Annotated in this window: 15 protein-coding genes and 4 tRNA genes; 3 read left to right on the top strand and 16 right to left on the bottom strand. The window is 66.2% G+C overall.

Annotation, left to right across the window (positions count from 1 at the left end; translation table 11 throughout):
- Nucleotides 1-28: 28 nt before the first annotated feature.
- From ACFVW6_RS03830 to rplJ, 4 genes are all read right to left on the bottom strand, one after another.
- Nucleotides 29-3,529: a DNA-directed RNA polymerase subunit beta gene (locus tag ACFVW6_RS03830; RefSeq protein ID WP_355273827.1), complete on the bottom strand. Its 3,501-nt coding sequence runs from the start codon at nt 3,527-3,529 to the stop codon at nt 29-31.
- A gap of 531 nt (nt 3,530-4,060) precedes the next feature.
- Nucleotides 4,061-5,131, bottom strand: coding sequence for an ABC transporter ATP-binding protein (locus tag ACFVW6_RS03825; RefSeq protein WP_355273829.1), 1,071 nt, complete (start codon nt 5,129-5,131; stop codon nt 4,061-4,063).
- A 243-nt stretch (nt 5,132-5,374) separates the two neighbouring features.
- Entirely contained in the window at nt 5,375-5,761 is a 387-nt protein-coding gene (rplL, locus tag ACFVW6_RS03820) for a 50S ribosomal protein L7/L12 (RefSeq protein ID WP_355273832.1), read from the bottom strand.
- Between the two features lie 60 nt (nt 5,762-5,821).
- The gene (gene rplJ / locus ACFVW6_RS03815) at nt 5,822-6,352 is read right to left on the bottom strand and encodes a 50S ribosomal protein L10 (protein ID WP_218719611.1); all 531 of its coding nucleotides are present in this window, start codon (nt 6,350-6,352) and stop codon (nt 5,822-5,824) included.
- 402 nt (nt 6,353-6,754) lie between these two features.
- On the opposite strand from rplJ, the gene ACFVW6_RS03810 reads away from it, so the two are divergent.
- A complete protein-coding gene (locus tag ACFVW6_RS03810) occupies nt 6,755-8,365 on the top strand; it encodes an MFS transporter (RefSeq protein ID WP_378823858.1) in 1,611 nt (536 codons plus the stop codon).
- A gap of 78 nt (nt 8,366-8,443) precedes the next feature.
- Here the strand turns inward: ACFVW6_RS03810 and rplA are convergent, their stop codons facing one another.
- The 10 genes from rplA to ACFVW6_RS03760 form a co-directional block, all read right to left on the bottom strand.
- Nucleotides 8,444-9,157: a 50S ribosomal protein L1 gene (gene rplA, locus ACFVW6_RS03805; RefSeq protein ID WP_336084266.1), complete on the bottom strand. Its 714-nt coding sequence runs from the start codon at nt 9,155-9,157 to the stop codon at nt 8,444-8,446.
- An 80-nt stretch (nt 9,158-9,237) separates the two neighbouring features.
- A complete protein-coding gene (gene rplK / locus ACFVW6_RS03800; protein WP_019049397.1) occupies nt 9,238-9,672 on the bottom strand; it encodes a 50S ribosomal protein L11 in 435 nt (144 codons plus the stop codon).
- A gap of 239 nt (nt 9,673-9,911) precedes the next feature.
- Complete coding sequence (gene nusG, locus ACFVW6_RS03795) at nt 9,912-10,706, bottom strand: transcription termination/antitermination protein NusG (protein WP_355273838.1); 795 nt, start codon at nt 10,704-10,706, stop codon at nt 9,912-9,914.
- A gap of 112 nt (nt 10,707-10,818) precedes the next feature.
- Complete coding sequence (secE, locus tag ACFVW6_RS03790) at nt 10,819-11,190, bottom strand: preprotein translocase subunit SecE (RefSeq protein ID WP_378823860.1); 372 nt, start codon at nt 11,188-11,190, stop codon at nt 10,819-10,821.
- A 31-nt stretch (nt 11,191-11,221) separates the two neighbouring features.
- Nucleotides 11,222-11,294, bottom strand: a tRNA-Trp gene (locus ACFVW6_RS03785).
- Nucleotides 11,295-11,491: 197 nt separating this feature from the next.
- Nucleotides 11,492-12,559, bottom strand: a complete 1,068-nt coding sequence (locus ACFVW6_RS03780) for a fused (3R)-hydroxyacyl-ACP dehydratase subunits HadA/HadB (protein WP_378823862.1) — start codon at nt 12,557-12,559, stop codon at nt 11,492-11,494.
- A 144-nt stretch (nt 12,560-12,703) separates the two neighbouring features.
- On the bottom strand, nt 12,704-12,874 hold the full coding sequence (rpmG, locus tag ACFVW6_RS03775) for a 50S ribosomal protein L33 (RefSeq protein WP_019049401.1): 171 nt from the start codon (nt 12,872-12,874) through the stop codon (nt 12,704-12,706).
- 36 nt (nt 12,875-12,910) lie between these two features.
- A tRNA-Met gene (locus ACFVW6_RS03770) sits at nt 12,911-12,986 on the bottom strand.
- A gap of 58 nt (nt 12,987-13,044) precedes the next feature.
- Nucleotides 13,045-13,117, bottom strand: a tRNA-Thr gene (locus ACFVW6_RS03765).
- A 310-nt stretch (nt 13,118-13,427) separates the two neighbouring features.
- A tRNA-Tyr gene (locus ACFVW6_RS03760) sits at nt 13,428-13,510 on the bottom strand.
- 177 nt (nt 13,511-13,687) lie between these two features.
- Between ACFVW6_RS03760 and ACFVW6_RS03755 the strand changes: the two genes are divergently transcribed.
- Nucleotides 13,688-14,179, top strand: a complete 492-nt coding sequence (locus tag ACFVW6_RS03755; RefSeq protein ID WP_316576178.1) for a YajQ family cyclic di-GMP-binding protein — start codon at nt 13,688-13,690, stop codon at nt 14,177-14,179.
- Nucleotides 14,180-14,197: 18 nt separating this feature from the next.
- Here the strand turns inward: ACFVW6_RS03755 and htpX are convergent, their stop codons facing one another.
- Nucleotides 14,198-15,061, bottom strand: a complete 864-nt coding sequence (gene htpX / locus ACFVW6_RS03750; RefSeq protein ID WP_378823865.1) for a zinc metalloprotease HtpX — start codon at nt 15,059-15,061, stop codon at nt 14,198-14,200.
- Between the two features lie 37 nt (nt 15,062-15,098).
- Nucleotides 15,099-16,121: a polyprenyl synthetase family protein gene (locus ACFVW6_RS03745; protein ID WP_355273851.1), complete on the bottom strand. Its 1,023-nt coding sequence runs from the start codon at nt 16,119-16,121 to the stop codon at nt 15,099-15,101.
- 145 nt (nt 16,122-16,266) lie between these two features.
- Here ACFVW6_RS03745 and ACFVW6_RS03740 point away from each other — a divergent pair, with 145 nt between their 5' ends.
- Complete coding sequence (locus tag ACFVW6_RS03740; RefSeq protein ID WP_378823867.1) at nt 16,267-17,532, top strand: geranylgeranyl reductase family protein; 1,266 nt, start codon at nt 16,267-16,269, stop codon at nt 17,530-17,532.
- The last annotated feature ends 7 nt before the right edge of the window (nt 17,533-17,539 follow it).

The raw sequence follows: 17,539 nt of genomic DNA, 5'->3' as shown, positions 1-17,539 counted from the left end.
CGGGACGAGCCCGCACCGCGCGTACCACCTAGTTCGCCAGATCGTCGACTGTGGCCGCTTCGTTCCTGGACAGGTTGATGCCCAGGTTCGCCGCGGCGCGCTCCAGATCCTCGTCGTCGCCGTCACGCATCTCGATCGCGGCGCCGTCCGAGGACAGCACTTCCACGTTGAGGCACAGCGACTGGAGTTCCTTGAGGAGCACCTTGAACGACTCCGGAATGCCCGGCTCCGGAATGTTCTCGCCCTTGACGATCGCCTCGTAGACCTTCACGCGGCCGACCACGTCGTCGGACTTGATGGTCAGGAGCTCCTGCAGCGTGTACGCCGCGCCGTAGGCCTGCATGGCCCAGCACTCCATCTCACCGAAACGCTGACCACCGAACTGCGCCTTACCACCCAGCGGCTGCTGCGTGATCATCGAGTACGGACCGGTCGAACGGGCGTGGATCTTGTCGTCGACCAGGTGGTGCAGCTTCAGGATGTACATGTAACCGACCGCGACCGGGTACGGGAACGGCTCGCCGGAGCGGCCGTCGAACAGGGTCGCCTTGCCGTTCTCGTCGACCATGCGCTCGCCGTCACGGTTCGGCAGGGTCGAGCCGAGCAGACCGGTCAGCTCCTCGTCGCGGGCACCGTCGAAGACGGGGGTCGCGATGTTGGAGTCGGCCGGGGCACCCAGCATCTCCTCCGGCAGGTTGGCCGCCCAGTCCGGGCGGGTGCCGTCGGTCGCCACGTCGACATTCCAGCCGGCCTTACCGATCCAGCCCAGGTGGGTCTCCAGGATCTGGCCGATGTTCATACGACGCGGAACACCGTGGGTGTTCAGGATGATGTCGACCGGGGTGCCGTCGGGCATGAACGGCATGTCCTCGGTGGGGAGGATCTTGCCGATGACGCCCTTGTTGCCGTGGCGGCCCGCGAGCTTGTCGCCGTCCTGGATCTTGCGCTTCTGGGCCACGTAGACGCGGACCAGCTCGTTGACACCGGGGGGCAGATCGTCGTCGTCCTCGCGCGAGAACACGCGGATGCCGATGACCTTGCCGGACTCGCCGTGGGGCACCTTCAGCGAGGTGTCGCGCACCTCGCGCGCCTTCTCACCGAAGATCGCGCGGAGCAGGCGCTCCTCGGGGGTCAGCTCGGTCTCGCCCTTCGGGGTGACCTTGCCGACCAGGATGTCGCCGTCGCGAACCTCGGCGCCGATGCGGATGATGCCGCGCTCGTCCAGGTCGGCCAGCACCTCGTCGGAGACGTTCGGGATGTCCCGGGTGATCTCCTCGGCGCCCAGCTTGGTGTCGCGGGCGTCGATCTCGTGCTCTTCGATGTGGATCGAGGTGAGAACGTCCTCTTCCACGAGGCGCTGCGACAGGATGATCGCGTCCTCGTAGTTGTGGCCTTCCCACGGCATGACGGCGACAAGAAGGTTCTTGCCGAGCGCCATCTCACCGTTCTCGGTGCAGGGGCCGTCCGCGAGGACCTGCCCCTTCTCCACCCGCTGGCCCTCGTCCACGATCGGACGCTGGTTGGAGCAGGTGCCCTGGTTCGAGCGGTTGAACTTGCGCATCCGGTAGGACTTGCGGCTGCCGTCGTCGGCCATCACGGTGACGTAGTCGGCCGAGACCTCCTCGACCACACCCGGCTTCTCGTTCACCACGACATCGCCGGCGTCGACCGCGGCGCGCAGCTCCATGCCGGTGCCCACGATCGGGGACTCGGAACGGATCAGCGGCACGGCCTGACGCTGCATGTTCGCGCCCATGAGGGCACGGTTGGCGTCGTCGTGCTCGAGGAACGGGATCATGGCCGTCGCGACCGACACCATCTGGCGCGGCGAGATGTCCATGTAGTCGACCTGCGCCGGGGTCACGAACTCGACCTCTTCGCCGGCGCGCCGCACAAGGACCTTCTCCTCGATGAAGCGGCCCTGCGCGTCGACCGGGGAGTTGGCCTGCGCGCGGACGTAGCGGTCTTCCTCGTCGGCGGTGAGGTACTTGACCTCATCGGTGACGGCGCCGTCGACGACCTTGCGGTACGGGGTCTCGATGAAACCGAACGGGTTCACCCGCGCGTACACCGACAGCGAACCGATCAGGCCGATGTTCGGGCCTTCCGGGGTCTCGATCGGGCACATGCGGCCGTAGTGCGACGGGTGGACGTCGCGGACTTCCAGGCCGGCGCGCTCACGGGACAGACCACCCGGGCCCAGCGCCGACAGGCGGCGCTTGTGGGTCAGACCCGACAGCGGGTTGTTCTGGTCCATGAACTGCGACAGCTGGGAGGTTCCGAAGAACTCCTTGATCGCGGCGACGACCGGGCGGATGTTGATCAGGGTCTGCGGCGTGATCGCCTCGACGTCCTGAGTCGTCATCCGCTCGCGGACCACGCGCTCCATGCGGGACAGGCCGACCCGGATCTGGTTCTGGATCAGCTCGCCGACGGTGCGCAGACGACGGTTGCCGAAGTGGTCGATGTCGTCGATCTCGACGGGGACCTCTTCGCCACCGGGGGCGGTCATCGAGCGATCACCGGCGTGCAGACGCACCAGGTACTCGATGGTGGTGACGATGTCTTCCTTGGTCAGCACCGAGGAGGTCACCGGCTCGTGCACGTGGATGCCGAGCTTCTTGTTGATCTTGTAGCGACCGACGCGCGCCAGGTCGTAGCGCTTCTCCTTGAAGAACAGGTTCTCCAGCAGGGTCTGCGCGGACTCCTTGGTCGGCGGCTCGCCCGGACGCAGCTTGCGGTAGATGTCGAGCAGCGCCTCGTCCTGGCCGGGGGTGCTGTCCTTCTCCAGGGTGGACATCATGATCTCGGAGAAGCCGAAACGCTCGACGATCTCCTCGGTGGTCCAGCCCAGCGCCTTGAGCAGCACGGTGACCGGCTGACGGCGCTTGCGGTCGATGCGCACGCCGACGGTGTCGCGCTTGTCGACGTCGAACTCCAGCCACGCGCCGCGCGACGGGATGACGCGCACGCTGTGCAGGTCCTTCTCGGTGCCCTTGTCGATGCTGTGATCGAAGTAGACGCCCGGGGAGCGGACCAGCTGCGAGACGACGACGCGCTCGGTGCCGTTGATGATGAAGGTGCCCTTGTCGGTCATCATCGGGAAGTCACCCATGAAGACCGTCTGGCTCTTGATCTCACCGGTGTTGTTGTTGATGAACTCCGCGGTGACGAACAGGGGCGCCGCGTAGGTCATGTCCTTCTCTTTGCACTCTTCGATGGAGGCCTTGACCTCTTCGAAGCGCGGATCGGAGAACGACAGGGACATCGAACCGGAGAAGTCCTCGATCGGCGAGAGCTCCTCGAGCACCTCCTCCAAGCCGCCTGCGAGACCGACGTCGCCGCGTGCGGCCGCCTTCTCACGCCAGTCGGGGGTACCGACCAACCAGGCGAACGAGTCCGTTTGTAGGTCGAGAAGTCCGGGCACCTCCAAGGGCTCACGGATCTTCGCGAACGAAACCCTCAACGGGGCTCCGGGGATTCCAGCCTTGGTCTGGGTGGAGACTGCCAAGATGCGTCCTTCCAGCACCTCACGCGCGTCGCGTGGTGGTCCGCGACCGTCGCTTGTCTGCTACGAATTCCGCTGGTTACAACCCGAACGAAACCCGAACAGGCAGCAGCGGAAGTAACACCGGAAGGTGGAACTTACGTGTGCGAATCAAGGTGTGGACAGGAGGCAGCCAGCGCAACGTCCAAACTTACACCCACATATAGAGGGGTGTCAACATACCATCCGTGCGACCGCTCACACGGCAAACGCGCCGAACTCCCGTGACGCTGGCCGCGTCGGTCGTTCTGGGCGCTGGGGCCCCTGCGCAGCTGACACTGCTGTGAATAGGGTGACGGTTCGCGCGCGCCTCGTCAAGTGGCGCGGCGCGGTCTGTCCGAGAAGTGAGATCGCCTGGCGCGCTGGGCATCCCCGGCCGGAACCGCGGCTATTTTACTCGCGACACGCCGAAGACGCCAACCCGGGAAATGCCCGTTCAGCGGCTGTTTTCCGACATGAACGCAGCGAGCCCCGGCCGTGACGGCCGGGGCTCGCTGGTATCGCCGGGTGCGCTCAGCCGTTGATCTGGCCGTGCGGAATCGTCTTGCTGTCGAAGGCCGCGGTGGGGTGCTCGCTGCCGTAGGCGGCCATCACCTGGGTGTCGTCGGACTGGTCCAGCGACTCGCGGATGGCGACCTGCGCCGCGTGCGGCAGGGTGTGCATGATCTCGCGCACCCGCGCCTGACGGCGGAACACGGCCTGGCGAACCGGCATGCCGGGCTCGGCCTTCATCTGCGGGATGATGCCCTCGATCTCCTCGGCGCCACCGTGGTGGTGACCGGCGTCGACGAGCGCCTGCTCGCGCGCCATCTGCGCCTCGTCCTTCTCCTCGGACATACCGATCGGGCCGATCATGCGGCCGTTGAGGAACTGCTTGACCACGGGCTCGTCGCTGGTCAGCAGCACCTCGCGGGGGCCGAACATGACCAGCTGGCGGCGGAAGAGCATGCCGATGTTGTCCGGCACGGTACGGGCCAGGTTGATGTTGTGCGTCACGATCAGGATCGTGGCGTCGATCTGCGCGTTGATGTTGAGCAGCAGCTGCGCCAGGTACGAGGTACGCACCGGGTCCAGACCGGAGTCGGGCTCGTCGACGAGGATGATCTGCGGGTCGAGGACCAGGGCGCGGGCCAGGCCGGCGCGCTTGCGCATACCGCCGGAGATCTCGCCGGGCAGCTTGCCCTCGGCGCCGAGCAGACCGGTCAGCTCGAGCTTCTCCATGACGATGCGCTTGATCTCGGTTTCCGACTTCTTCGTGTGCTCACGAAGCGGGAAAGCGATGTTGTCGAACAGATTCATCGAGCCGAACAGCGCGCCGTCCTGGAAAAGGACGCCGAACAGTTTGCGGATCTCGTAGAGCTCCTTGTTGGAGCAGGTGGTGATATCGGTGCCATCGATGAAGATGGAGCCGCGCTCGGGCCGCAACAGGCCGATCAGCGACTTCAGGAACACCGACTTACCCGTACCCGAAGGGCCGAGCAGGGCGCTCACCTCGCCCGAAGGGAGCGTGATCGACACGTCCTGCCAAATACGCTGCGACCCGAAGGATTTGGTAACACCCTCGGTCCTGACCTCGACGCCCACGCCTACCTCCATTGTTGCCTGCGAGCAGCCCACCCCGCTGACCGCGCGCTTACATCACGGCGGTGCGTCACGACACTGTGGGTCCGGTCACTGTATCCCATCAGTGAGACAGGGCACACCCTTCATCTGACTGAAGAGTAACCCACCCGGTTGATACAGCGCGTATCACCATCCCATGTCGGGATGAACAACAAACGGGCGGCCCCCGAAGGGACCGCCCGTTCGCGAACGCGAAGCGCCGAATTACTTGACGGCAACCTTGGCGCCGGCCTCTTCCAGCTTGGCCTTGGCGGCGTCGGCGGCCTCCTTGGTGACCTTCTCCAGGATCGGCTTCGGGGCACCCTCGACCAGGTCCTTGGCTTCCTTCAGACCCAGGCCGGAGACGATCTCACGGACCACCTTGATGACCTGGATCTTCTTGTCGCCGGCACCCTCGAGGATGACGTCGAACTCGTCCTGCTCCTCGGCGGCGTCAGCCGGAGCGGCGCCACCGGCGACCGCGGCGACGGCGACGGGGGCAGCAGCGGTGACCTCGAACTTCTCCTCGAACGCCTTCACGAAGGAGGACAGCTCCAGGAGGGTCATCTCCGAGAAAACGTCGAGCAGCTCTTCGGTGGACAGCTTGGCCATGATTGTTCCTTTCGGTAGTGAATGTCTGTTTGCGCGGGCGGTAACACCCACACGGGGGTATTACTCGGCAGCGCCTTCGGCCTGCTTCTTCTCCTGCAGCGCGGCGGCCAGACGGGCCACCTGACCGGCAGGAGCCGAGAACAGCCCGGCAGCCTTGGACATGTTGCCCTTCATCGCACCGGCCAGCTTGGCCAGCAGGACCTCGCGGGTCTCCAGGTCGGCGATCTTCTCGACCTCGGACACGGACAGCGCAGCGCCGTCCATGTAGCCGCCCTTGATGATGAGCGCCTTGTTGTCCTTCGCGAAGGTCTTGAGGGCCTTCGCGGCGTTGACCGGCTCACCCTGGATGAAGGTGATGGCGGTCGGTCCGACGAACAAGTCGTCCAGGCCCTCGACGCCCGCTTCCGCGGCCGCGAGCTTGACCAGGGTGTTCTTGGCGACGGAGTACGTGGCCTCGGCGCCGAGCGCGCGACGCAGCTCGGTGAGCTTGCCGACCGAAAGACCACGGTATTCCGTGACAACAGTGGCCGTGGAGTTCTTGAACTGCTCCGCGATCTCCGCGACAGCGGTGACCTTTTCAGGCTTCGCCATACTTCGCCTCCTCTCTGATGTCGGTTCGTGAACGCGCACTACCGAATTCAGGGGCCGGCGACAAAACTAACGCCCCGGACGCAAGGCGTACCGGGGCGCGAAAATATCGGCCTCAGCTCTCCCTGCGTGGGCCGCCGGCAATGTCGCCGGACCTTCGATCGACACGCGCAAGCGATATCGACGACCAACGGTCTTCGGTAGAACGAATGGGTAGTCATCGAACATGTCGATGACCGGAGTCCACTGTACCGGCACCGGCCCCGATCTGCCAAAACGCCCCCGGCGGTGCCGGATTCGCCGACTCTCGAAGTGACCCAGCTCACATTCGATGGTTCGAAGTGGCAGCAATCTCACCGGAAAGGTGTTACGTTCGGTGACAGTAACCTGCTTCACTTCTCAACTATGGCAACCTCCATAGTCGCTCCACCAGTGCTGCTGGACCGGCGTCCGCAGCGATTCCTCGCACTCGTCGTCATCTGCCTGGCCGAACTGCTGGTCGTCCTCGACAACACCATCGTCAACGTCGCCCTCCCCTCCATCGGCGTCCAGTTGCAGACCGGCGTCTCCGGCCTGCAGTGGGTCGTCGACGCCTACACCCTGACCTTCGCCGGACTGCTGCTCGCCGCGGGCAACCTCGGTGACCGCTACGGCCGCAGGCGGATCATGATCGTCGGCCTGATCGGCATCGCGGTGATGTCGGTCGGCGGCGCGCTCGCCGAGTCGATGACGCAGGTCATCGCGGCCCGCGCGGCGATGGGCGTCTTCGCCGCCGCGGTCTTCCCGGCCACCCTGGCCCTGATCATCAACATCTTCACCGACAAGCGCGAACGCGCGCTGGCCATCGCCGCCTGGACCGCGATGGCGGGCTTCGCCATCGCCATCGGCCCGATCTCGGGCGGCTGGCTGCTCGAACACTTCAGCTGGCACTCGGTGTTCTGGATCAATGTGCCGGTGGCCTTGGTCGCGCTGGTCGCGACGCTGATCTGGGTGCCGGAATCGCGCGCCGAACAGGTCGGCAGGCTGGATCTGCCCGGCATCTTCCTGTCGATCGCGGGCATCACGCTGGTGGTGTGGGCGATCATCGAGGCGCCGCACAACGGCTGGCTCTCACTCACCACGCTGTGCACCGCGACCCTCGGCGCCCTGCTGCTCGCCGCGTTCGTCGTCTGGGAATTGCGTTCCGCCGCACCGATTCTCGATATGCGGCTGTTCCGGAATCGCCGATTCTCGCTGCCCGCCTTGGCCATCGCGATCGGGTATTTCTCGATGTTCGGCTTCCTGTTCCTGATCACCCAGTATTTCCAGGGCGTGCGCGAATACACGCCACTCGAATTCGGTATCGCGTCTTTGCCGTTCGCGTTCTCGGTCGCGATCGGCGCGCCGGTGGCCACGCTGCTGGCACAGCGGGTCGGCACGACCGCGGTCCTGGTGATCGGCCTGCTGCTCACCGGGCTGGGGCTCTACCTCGGCGGCCAGGTCACCGTGGACAGCACCTACCTGATCGGGGTGCTGCCGTCGATGGTGTTCATGGCGCTGGGCCTCGGCATCGTGCAGGGCCCCGCGACGGAATCGATCATGTCCTCGCTCCCGCTGGACGAAGCGGGCGCCGGGTCGGCGGTCAACGACACCACCAGGGAGATCGGCGGCACCCTCGGCGTCGCCGTGCTCGGCTCGATCGTGGCCTCGTACTACACCAGCCGAATCGGTTCCAGAATCGACGCCATCCCGGTCGGCATCATGAACGAGCGGGAGAAGGAACTGGTCAAGGCGAGTCCGCTCAGCGTGCTCGAGCTGCGCAAACGCGAACTGGCCCCGTTCTTCGAGACCCAGCGCGAGAACCTCATCGTCGCGATGAAGTCCGCGACGCTGCAGGGCGCGCACACCGCCTCCCTCGTCGCCGCGGGCGCGGTGCTGGTGTGCGCGATCATCGTGGCGATCTTCCTGCCGTGGAAACCGCAGGGCGGCGATTCGGTGCTGCTCGGCTGGCGCACCAAAACCGACGACCAGAACTGACCCGGAAAAACCGCGAGGGTGGGAACGCAGTGCGTTCCCACCCTCGTGGTCGATCAGGAGCTACCTGTCAGTCGAAGCTCACGCATCCTCGTCGAGGAGGTTGCGGGTGCGGTTCGGGTCCACCGGGATGCCCGGTCCGGTGTTGGTCGAAACCGTGATCTTCTTGACGTAGCGGCCCTTGGCGGTCGACGGCTTCACACGCAGGATCTCGTCCAGCGCGGCGCCGTAGTTCTCCACCAGCTTGGCGTCGTCGAAGGACGCCTTGCCGATGACGAAGTGCAGGTTGGCCTGCTTGTCGACGCGGAAGTTGATCTTGCCGCCCTTGATGTCGTTGACGGCCTTGGTCACATCGTTGGTGACGGTGCCCGTCTTCGGGTTCGGCATCAGACCACGCGGGCCGAGGACACGCGCGATGCGGCCGACCTTGGCCATCTGGTCCGGGGTGGCGATCGCGGCGTCGAAGTCCAGCCAGCCGCCCTGGATCCGCTCGATCAGGTCCTCGGCGCCCACGGCGTCGGCACCGGCGGCCTCGGCCTCGGCGGCCTTCTCGCCGGCGGCGAACACGATGACGCGGGCGGTCTTACCGGTGCCGTGCGGCAGGTTGACGGTGCCACGGACCATCTGGTCGGCCTTACGGGGGTCGACGCCGAGACGAACGGCGACCTCGACGGTCGCGTCGGTCTTGGTGGTCGAGGTCTCCTTGGCCAGGCGCGCGGCGGCCAGCGGGGAGTACAGCTTGTCGCGATCGACCTTCTCAGCAGCGGCGAGATACGCCTTGCTTCGCTTTGCCATGATTCTCTGTCCTTAATGTTCTGGTGTCAGATGTGGTTTTCCGGGCCTGGCCGGCCCTCCCACATGGAGCGAGAGTTCGCTCAGCCCTCGACGGTGATACCCATCGAACGGGCGGTACCGGCGATGATCTTCGCGGCCTGATCGAGATCGGTGGCGTTGAGATCCTCGGCCTTGGTCTTGGCGATCTCCCGGACCTGGTCCATGGTGACCTTGGCGACCTTGGTCTTGTGCGGCTCGGCCGAGCCCTTCTGCACACCGGCGGCCTTGAGCAGCAGACGCGCGGCGGGCGGGGTCTTCAGCTTGAAGTCGAACGTCCGGTCCTCGTACACCGAGATCTCGACCGGGATGACGTTGCCACGCTGCGACTCGGTCGCGGCGTTGTACGCCTTGCAGAACTCCATGATGTTGACGCCGTGCTGACCGAGCGCGGGGCCGACCGGAGGAGCCGGGTTCGCGGCGCCGGCCTGGATCTGCAGCTTGATGATCCCGGCGAGCTTCTTCTTCTTGGGGGGCATCTTTCTTCCTTGGGTTTCGGGTTCCTTACGGTTGCCGTAAGCCTGTTGCGGGATCGCTCCCACGCCGGGTCCAAACCCGGCATTCGCGCACGACCACGACACCGGGCGGAAAACGCCTGGCGGGGGTCTACACACGAACTGTCACACTCTACCGAACCGCGCCGAAGCGGCCGCAGCCGGGAGGGTCGTTCAACGACAACGGCACCGCCGAGGCGGTGCCGTTGCGAAGCTGGTTCGAGCTAGATCTTGGAGACCTGGGTGAAGTTCAGCTCGACCGGGGTCTCGCGACCGAAGATCGAGACGAGCACCTTGAGCTTCTGCTGCTCGGCGTTGACCTCGCTGATGCTGGCGGGCAGCGTCGCGAACGGGCCGTCCATCACGGTCACCGACTCGCCGACCTCGAAGTCGACCTCGATGATCGGCTTGGCCGACACCTCGCCGGTGGACTCGGCACCGGTCGACGTCGTCGCCGCGGCGGCCGCCTTCTTCTGCTGCGCACCGGCCGGGACCAGGAACTTCACGACCTCGTTGATGGTCAGCGGGGTCGGCTTGGCGCCGGGGCCACCGCCGGTCATACCGACGAAACCGGTGACGCCGGGGGTGTTGCGGACCGCGCCCCACGACTCGTTGTTCAGTTCCATCCGGACCAGGATGTAGCCCGGCAGCACCTTGCGGTTGACGTGCTTGCGCTGGCCGTTCTTGATCTCGGTGACCTCTTCGGTCGGCACCTCGACCTGGAAGATGTAGTCCTCGAGGCCGAGGTTCTGCACGCGGGTCTCGAGGTTGGTCTTGACCTTGTTCTCGTAGCCGGCGTAGGAGTGCACGACGTACCAGTCGCCGGGGACGCGGCGCAGCTTGGCCTTCATCGACTCGACCGGGTCGGCTTCGGGGTCTTCCTCGGTGGCGACGGCCTCGACGACGGTCTCGTCGGCGTCAGCGAGCTCGGTGGTGGCCTCGACCTCGTCGGTGGCGTTCTCCGCCACGGCGTCGTCGACCGGGAACTCGTCGTTTGTTTCGTTCTCCGGGGTGCTCACTGGGGCACTCGCTTCCTGTGTCGTCACTACATCCTCTGGGCCGGGTCGGGGGCGCGGAGCGCACACTCCGCCGTTCCGGCCCGGGATCGGCTACCGGCGTCGGTGTCGGCGATCAGCCGAACAGCCAGTCGACACCCTTGATGAACGCCGTATCCAACCCGAATATGAACGCGACCATGAAGACCACGAACACCAGAACGACGGTCGTGTAGGTGACCATCTGCTTCCGGTTGGGCCAGATCACCTTACGCAGTTCCGCGATGACCTCTCGCAGGAACTTGATCAGCCGCTTGAACGGGTTGCCCGTGGACTTCCCCGCAGTCTTGTCCGCCTTGCGAGAGGACCGATCCAGCGTGGCCACCGAACCGGTGTCCACCGGCGCATCCGACGTGCGCGCACGGCGAGCTGTCCGCTTGCCGCTCGGCCGAGTGGCAGCGGCGGTATCGTCGCCGTCTTCGGCGCGAGTATCCCGCTCGTCGCTCACGTCGATCCTTCCTCGTCGCTGGCATTCAGGGCAGGGGCGACAGGACTTGAACCTGCAACCTGCGGTTTTGGAGACCGCTGCTCTGCCAATTGAGCTACGCCCCTTCGGTTGGACCAGCCTGAGCTGTAGTGCCCAACCACAGTCGATATTCGATTATCGAGCTCTGGTGCCACACAACATGCGCGCCGCTTCCATGGGGATCAGATCCCCGGGAAGATCAGCGCGCAGCAGCCGGTGACCCCAGAGTCCCGAGTGTACGTTACCGCGTGCGGTATTTGCCAATCCGGGACAGCCGACCAGGTCAGGACAGCTGAACGGTAGCCGTGGCCCGCCCGAAGATCTTCTTGCCCGCTGACTTCGCCGTGATGGCGACGACCGCGGTCCTGGTCTCCGGATCGACCGACTTCACCTTACCGGTGAACTCGACCTCGGCCGGTGCGTCGGACCCGACGTAGACCGGGCTCGTGAAGCGGACGTTGTACTCCTTGACCGCGCCGGGATCGCCGAGCCAGGAGGTGACGAAGCCGCCGCCGAGACCCATCGTGAGCATGCCGTGCGCGACCACGTCGTCGAGGCCGACGAGCTTGACGATCTCGTCGCTCCAGTGGATCGGGTTGGCGTCGCCGGAGACACCCGCGTAGTTCACCAGATCGCCACGGGTGAGCCGGACGGTGCGCGGGGGCAGTTCATCGCCGGCCGTCACGCTGTCGAAGGACAGGGCGTTGGCACTGAAGAACGGCTCCGGCTGCTTGGTGACCGGATCCGGGGTGATCTCGGTGGGCAGGTCGGCGGGCGCGTGATGCGCGGGCTCCTCGAGGCCGTGCATCAGGATGTTGCGCACCGCGTCCGACATCGTGGGATCGATGTCACCGCCGCTGCGGCCGATGAGCGTGGTGTAGGTGGTGAGCACCAGCTCGTCGTCCTGCGCGGTGACGATGTTCTTGGTCACGATGATGTCGCCGCCGAAGGCCTGCCGGAAGGAATGCAGGTACACATCACAGGTCAGCTGGTCGCCCACCCGGATGGGGCGGTGGAATTCCAGGATCTGGTCGGTCTGCATGATCTGGCTCAGGTCGTAGCCCGTGACGATCTGCTCGAACAGCTTGCGCTGGGCCAGGATGCCGACCAGCGAGATGAAGGTGAGCGGGGCGAGCAGGCCGTCGTGGCCGTGCTCGCGCGCGACCTCTTCCTCCCAGTGCACCGGGTGGTAGTCCTGGACGGCACGGGCGTATTCGCGCACCTTCTCGCGGCCGACCTCGTAGTAGTCGTCGACGCGGTAGTGGTGGCCGACCATCGCTGCGGCGTGCGCGGCGGGATCGACCGGTGCGGCGGCTGCGGCGGTGACCGCTTCGTCGGTTCCGGTGTTCACTGTCACACCGTGGACCTTACTCACACGTAGCCGGGTCACAACGTCGAGCGGGGTGTATTCACCCGCTCGGCCGGGTACTGTATCGCCCCCGCAAACGCACGAAAGGCCGGACTCTCGTCCGGCCTTTCGGCAAAGCTTGGTGAATCAGCGCGACTCGCGGTGCGCCCGGTGGGTTCCGCAGTTCGGGCAGAACTTCTTCAGCTCGAGGCGGTCCGGGTCGTTGCGCCGGTTCTTCTTGGTGATGTAGTTGCGGTGCTTGCACTCTTCGCAGGCCAAGGTGATCTTTGGCCGGACATCGGTGGACTTCGCGGCCACGATTTGCCTTCTTTCCGGTCTGGGCTGAGTCGTTATTGGTAGCGATGGCCGGACTTGAACCGGCGACACAACGATTATGAGTCGTTTGCTCTACCGACTGAGCTACACCGCCACGGCGGACCTGTTACGGTGGGCCGGCGGGAATGTCGGTCACCACCGGCAATCCGGCGAGCCCCCTAACGGAATCGAACCGTTGACCTTTTCCTTACCATGGAAACGCTCTGCCGACTGAGCTAAGGGGGCATGACTACGTGGCACAAGGTGTCTTGGCCGGCGAACCGATCCGAGCGACCCCGTGCTCCGGCGTCCTGAAAGAGATTACACACTTCCACCGAAGAGCACCAAATCGCCAGGTGAGACCCTATTTTTACCCCCTCGCAACCCACTGATCACGCACGAACATGGGTAACTCCCCCACCACCTCGCCCCCAGCGAGAACGACGCGAGCCCGAGAACGAACAGTCGACCTACCGGAAGACCCGCAAAATCTCGGAGAGGCGGGCCAGCACATACCAAAGAACCCCGCCGATCTGATGATCGACGGGGTTCGATGTGGCAGATGTAGGATTCGAACCTACGTAGGCTTTCACCGACAGATTTACAGTCTGCTCCCATTGGCCGCTCGGGCAATCTGCCTTGTGCGCCGTTTCCGGTGCGCTGAGCAGCTTACAACGAACCCACACCCACAATGCAAACCGCCTGCACAACGACCCTGCGAGCACGGTCGACGGGGGCATACGGGTACAACTGTCTCGGTGGCCGGCACACCTGTCGGCCCACCCGTTGGCAGACCGTGAGGGACAGGAGCGCAGTGTGGCTGATTCGTCATTCGACGTGGTGAGCAAGGTCGATCGTCAGGAGGTCGACAATGCGCTGCACCAGGCGGAGAAGGAGCTGAACTCCCGCTACGACTTCAAGGGCACCGATGCGGCGATCGCGTGGTCGGGCGAGGAAGCCATCGTGCTGACCGCGAACGCCGAGGAGCGGGTCAAGGCCGCGCTCGAGGTGTTCAAGGAGAAGCTGATCCGCCGCGACATCTCGCTGAAGGCGTTCGACGCGGGCGAGCCGCAGGCCTCGGGCAAGGTGTTCAAGATCACCGGCACGCTGGTGCAGGGCATCGACACCGAGAAGGCGAAGAAGATCTCCAAGAAGATCCGCGACGAGGGTCCCAAGGGCGTGAAGGCGCAGATCCAGGGCGAGGAGCTGCGGGTCAGCAGCAAGAAGCGCGACGACCTGCAGGCCGTGATCTCGCTGCTCAAGGGCGAGGACTTCGGCATCGCCCTGCAGTTCGTGAACTACCGATAGTCGGCGGCACGGCGGCGCTCAGTGCCGGTGGGTGCCGCCCGCCATCTCTTCCAGTCGCTTGATCCGCTCCGCCATGGGCGGGTGCGTCGAGTACCAGCGGGCGATGCGGTCGCCGGCGCGGAACGGGTTGGCGATCATCAGGTGCGATTCGCTGGTGAGTTTGGGGTCCGGCGGCAGCGGGGCCACCTGGACGCCGCGTTCGATCTTGCGCAGGGCCGAGGCCAGCGCCAGCGGGTCACCGGTGAGTTCGGCGCCGGACTGATCGGCCTGGTACTCGCGGGAGCGGGACACGGCCATCTTGATCAGGCCCGCCGCGATCGGGCCGAGCAGCGAGACCAGCAGCACGGCGATGATGTTCGGGCCCTGTCCGTCCCGGCTGCCGAACGAACTCGCGAAGAAGGCCATATTGGCCAGACCGGTGATGATCGAGGCCATCGCGCCCGCCACCGACGAGATCAGGATGTCGCGGTTGTAGACGTGCGAGAGCTCGTGCCCGAGCACCGCGCGCAGCTCCCGCTCGTCGAGCAGCTGCAGGATGCCGCTGGTACAGCACACCGCGGCATGGCGGGGATTGCGCCCGGTCGCGAACGCGTTGGGGGCGTTGGTCGGGCTGATGTAGAGCCGCGGCATCGGCTGCCGGGCCGTGGTCGCCAGCTCGCGCACGATCCGGTACATGACCGGCGCTTCCAGTTCGCTGACCGGTTGCGCGTGCATCGCCTTGAGCGCCAGTTTGTCGCTGTTGAAGTAGGCGTAGGCGTTCATGCCGACGGCCAGCACGATCGAGATGATCAGGATCGTCGGGCTGCGGAACATCGCCCCGATGGCGACGATGAGCGCCGACAGCCCGACCATCAAACCGAAAGTTCTGATCCCATTGGGCATGATCGGAGAACGTGTCTGCGGCCGGGATAGTTCCTGGTCAGCCGACCCGTTCGATGGTGTAGCGGACAAGGCGGGTGAGGGCCTCGTTGGCCGGGCCGGCCGGGAGGGCGGCCAGTTCGGCGTCGGCGAGGTCGGCGTATTCCTGGAGCTTGGCCTTGGCCTTGGCCATGCCGGGTGAGCGGCGCAGCAATTCCAGCGCCTCCTCGACCTCGGCGTCGGTGTCCAGCGGGTGGTCGAGCAGCGTGCGCAGGCGGTCGCTGTCGGCGCCGGACTCGCGCAGGGCGTAGAGGACGGGCAGGGTGTGCACGCCCTCGCGCAGGTCGGTGCCGGGGGTCTTGCCGGACTGCTCGGCCGAGGACGAGATGTCGATGATGTCGTCGGAGATCTGGAAGGCGGTGCCGACGGCGTCACCGAGGCGGGCCAGCCGCTCGACGTGCTCGGGGCCCGCGCCGGAGAAGGTGCCACCGAAGCGGCCCGCGGCGGCGATGAGCGAGCCGGTCTTCTCCCAGACCACGCGCAGGTAGTGCTCGACCGGGTCCTGGGTCTGCTTGGCACCCATGGTTTCCCGCATCTGGCCGGTGACCAGCTCGGCGAAGGTCTCGGCGATGATCCGGACCGCGTCGGGGCCGAGCGTCGAGGTGAGGCGGGAGGCGTGGGCGAACAGGTAGTCGCCCGCCAGGATCGCGATGTTGTTGCCCCACCGCGCGTTGACGCTGACCGCGCCACGCCGCTGGGGCGCCTCGTCCATCACGTCGTCGTGGTAGAGCGTGGCCAGGTGCACCAGCTCCACCACCGTGCCCGCGGTGACCAGGGCCGGATCGGTGGGATTGGGACCGAGCTGACCGGTGAGCACGGTGAACAGCGGCCGGAAGCGCTTGCCGCCCGCGCGCGCGAGATGCAGCGCCGCTTCCTGCAGGAATTCCGCACCGTCGGAGAGTTCGTCGACGAGCAGTTTCTCGACCGCGGCCAGCCCGTCGCGCACGGTGGCGGCGAGTTCGGGATCGACGAGATCGACCCCGGCAACCACGGTGCTCTCGTCGCTCACAGCCGATGTGCTCATTATCTTCTCCCAGCGATGCGTCCGACCCCGACGGGTAGCAACCTAGCGTGTTCCGGCGCCAGGGCCGATGAACACGGTCACACAGTGACTATTCCCGGTGTACCCGACACTCTCGCACAGCGGCCGGGGGTGCCAGTATTGAGCCATGGGTTCACCGGATCTCACCCCCGCCGACCACGCGCCGCTGCCCGCCCACGTCGAGGTGCTGGTGGTCGGGGCCGGACCAGCGGGATCGGCGTCGGCGGCCTGGGCCGCGCGGGCCGGACGCGATGTCCTGCTGCTCGATTCCGCGGTCTTCCCCCGGGACAAGACCTGTGGTGACGGCTTGACACCGCGGGCGACCGCCGAGCTGGAGCACCTGGGTCTGGGCGAGTGGCTGCGCGCGCACACGGTGAACCACGGGCTGCGGATGGCCGGCTTCGGCCGGGAGGCGCTGCTGCCCTGGCCGGGCGGGTCGTTCCCGACCTACGGGAGTGCCGTTCCCCGAACCGAACTCGACGACAAACTGCGCGAGACCGCGATCAAATCGGGTGCGCGGATGGTCGACGGCGCCAAGGTCACCGAGGTGCTGCGCGAGGGCGAGCGGGTCGGCGGGGTGACCGTGCGGATCGGCGAGACCACCCACACCGTGCACTGCCGGGTGCTGGTGGTGGCCGACGGAGTGCGCTCCCCCATCGGAAAACAGCTGGGCCGCACCTGGCATCGGCGCTTCGCCTACGGCACCGCCGCGCGCGCCTACATCAAGTCGGGGCGCAGCGACGATCAGTGGATCTCCTCGCACCTGGAACTGCGCAATGCCGCCGACGAGCTGGTCCCCGGCTACGGCTGGATCTTCCCGCTGGGCAACGGCGAGGTGAATATCGGCGTCGGCTCGCTGGCCACCGAGCAGCGGCCCTCGCACATCGCGCTCAAGCCGCTGATCGAGCACTACACCCGGCTGCGCCGGGAGGAGTGGGAGCTCGAGGGCGAGCTGCGCGCGGTCGCGTCGGCGCTGCTGCCGATGGGCGGAGCGGTCTCGACGGTGGCCGGGGTGAACTGGGTCCTGGTCGGCGATGCCGCGGGCTGTGTGAACCCGCTCAACGGCGAGGGCATCGACTACGGCCTCGAAGGCGGGCACCTGCTGGCCGGGCTGCTCGACGAGCCCGATCTGAGCCGGGTCTGGCCGCGTCTGCTGCGCGAGCGCTACGGCCGGACCTTCTCGGTGGCGCGCAGGCTGGCCGGGCTGGCCACGCACCCGAAGATGGTCCCGCTCGGCGGCCCGCCGGTGATGCGCTCGAAGTACCTGCAGCGCACGGCGGTTCGGGTGATGGGCAATCTGGTGACCGACGAGGACGTCGACCTCACCGCGCGCGCCTGGCGAGCCGCGGGCCTGGCCTCGCTGCGCGCCGACGAACTGCCACCGTTCAGCTGACAACGCC

It is taken from the genome of Nocardia sp. NPDC058244, assembly GCF_042882065.1.
Lineage (GTDB): Bacteria > Actinomycetota > Actinomycetes > Mycobacteriales > Mycobacteriaceae > Nocardia.
The sequence above is the reverse complement of the archived record's forward strand: the minus strand, read 5'-3'. Positions and strand labels throughout refer to the sequence as shown.

Bases quoted from the DNA above. Each gene is read 5' to 3' on its own strand.
- rplL (WP_355273832.1), bottom strand. From the start codon at position 5,761: ATGGCCAAGCTGTCCACCGAAGAGCTGCTCGACGTTTTCTCGGAGATG.
- rplJ (WP_218719611.1), bottom strand. From the start codon at position 6,352: ATGGCGAAGCCTGAAAAGGTCACCGCTGTCGCGGAGATCGCGGAGCAG.
- ACFVW6_RS03810 (WP_378823858.1), top strand. From the start codon at position 6,755: ATGGCAACCTCCATAGTCGCTCCACCAGTGCTGCTGGACCGGCGTCCG.
- rplA (WP_336084266.1), bottom strand. From the start codon at position 9,157: ATGGCAAAGCGAAGCAAGGCGTATCTCGCCGCTGCTGAGAAGGTCGAT.
- rplK (WP_019049397.1), bottom strand. From the start codon at position 9,672: ATGCCCCCCAAGAAGAAGAAGCTCGCCGGGATCATCAAGCTGCAGATC.
- htpX (WP_378823865.1), bottom strand. From the start codon at position 15,061: ATGCCCAATGGGATCAGAACTTTCGGTTTGATGGTCGGGCTGTCGGCG.
- ACFVW6_RS03745 (WP_355273851.1), bottom strand. From the start codon at position 16,121: ATGAGCACATCGGCTGTGAGCGACGAGAGCACCGTGGTTGCCGGGGTC.
- ACFVW6_RS03740 (WP_378823867.1), top strand. From the start codon at position 16,267: ATGGGTTCACCGGATCTCACCCCCGCCGACCACGCGCCGCTGCCCGCC.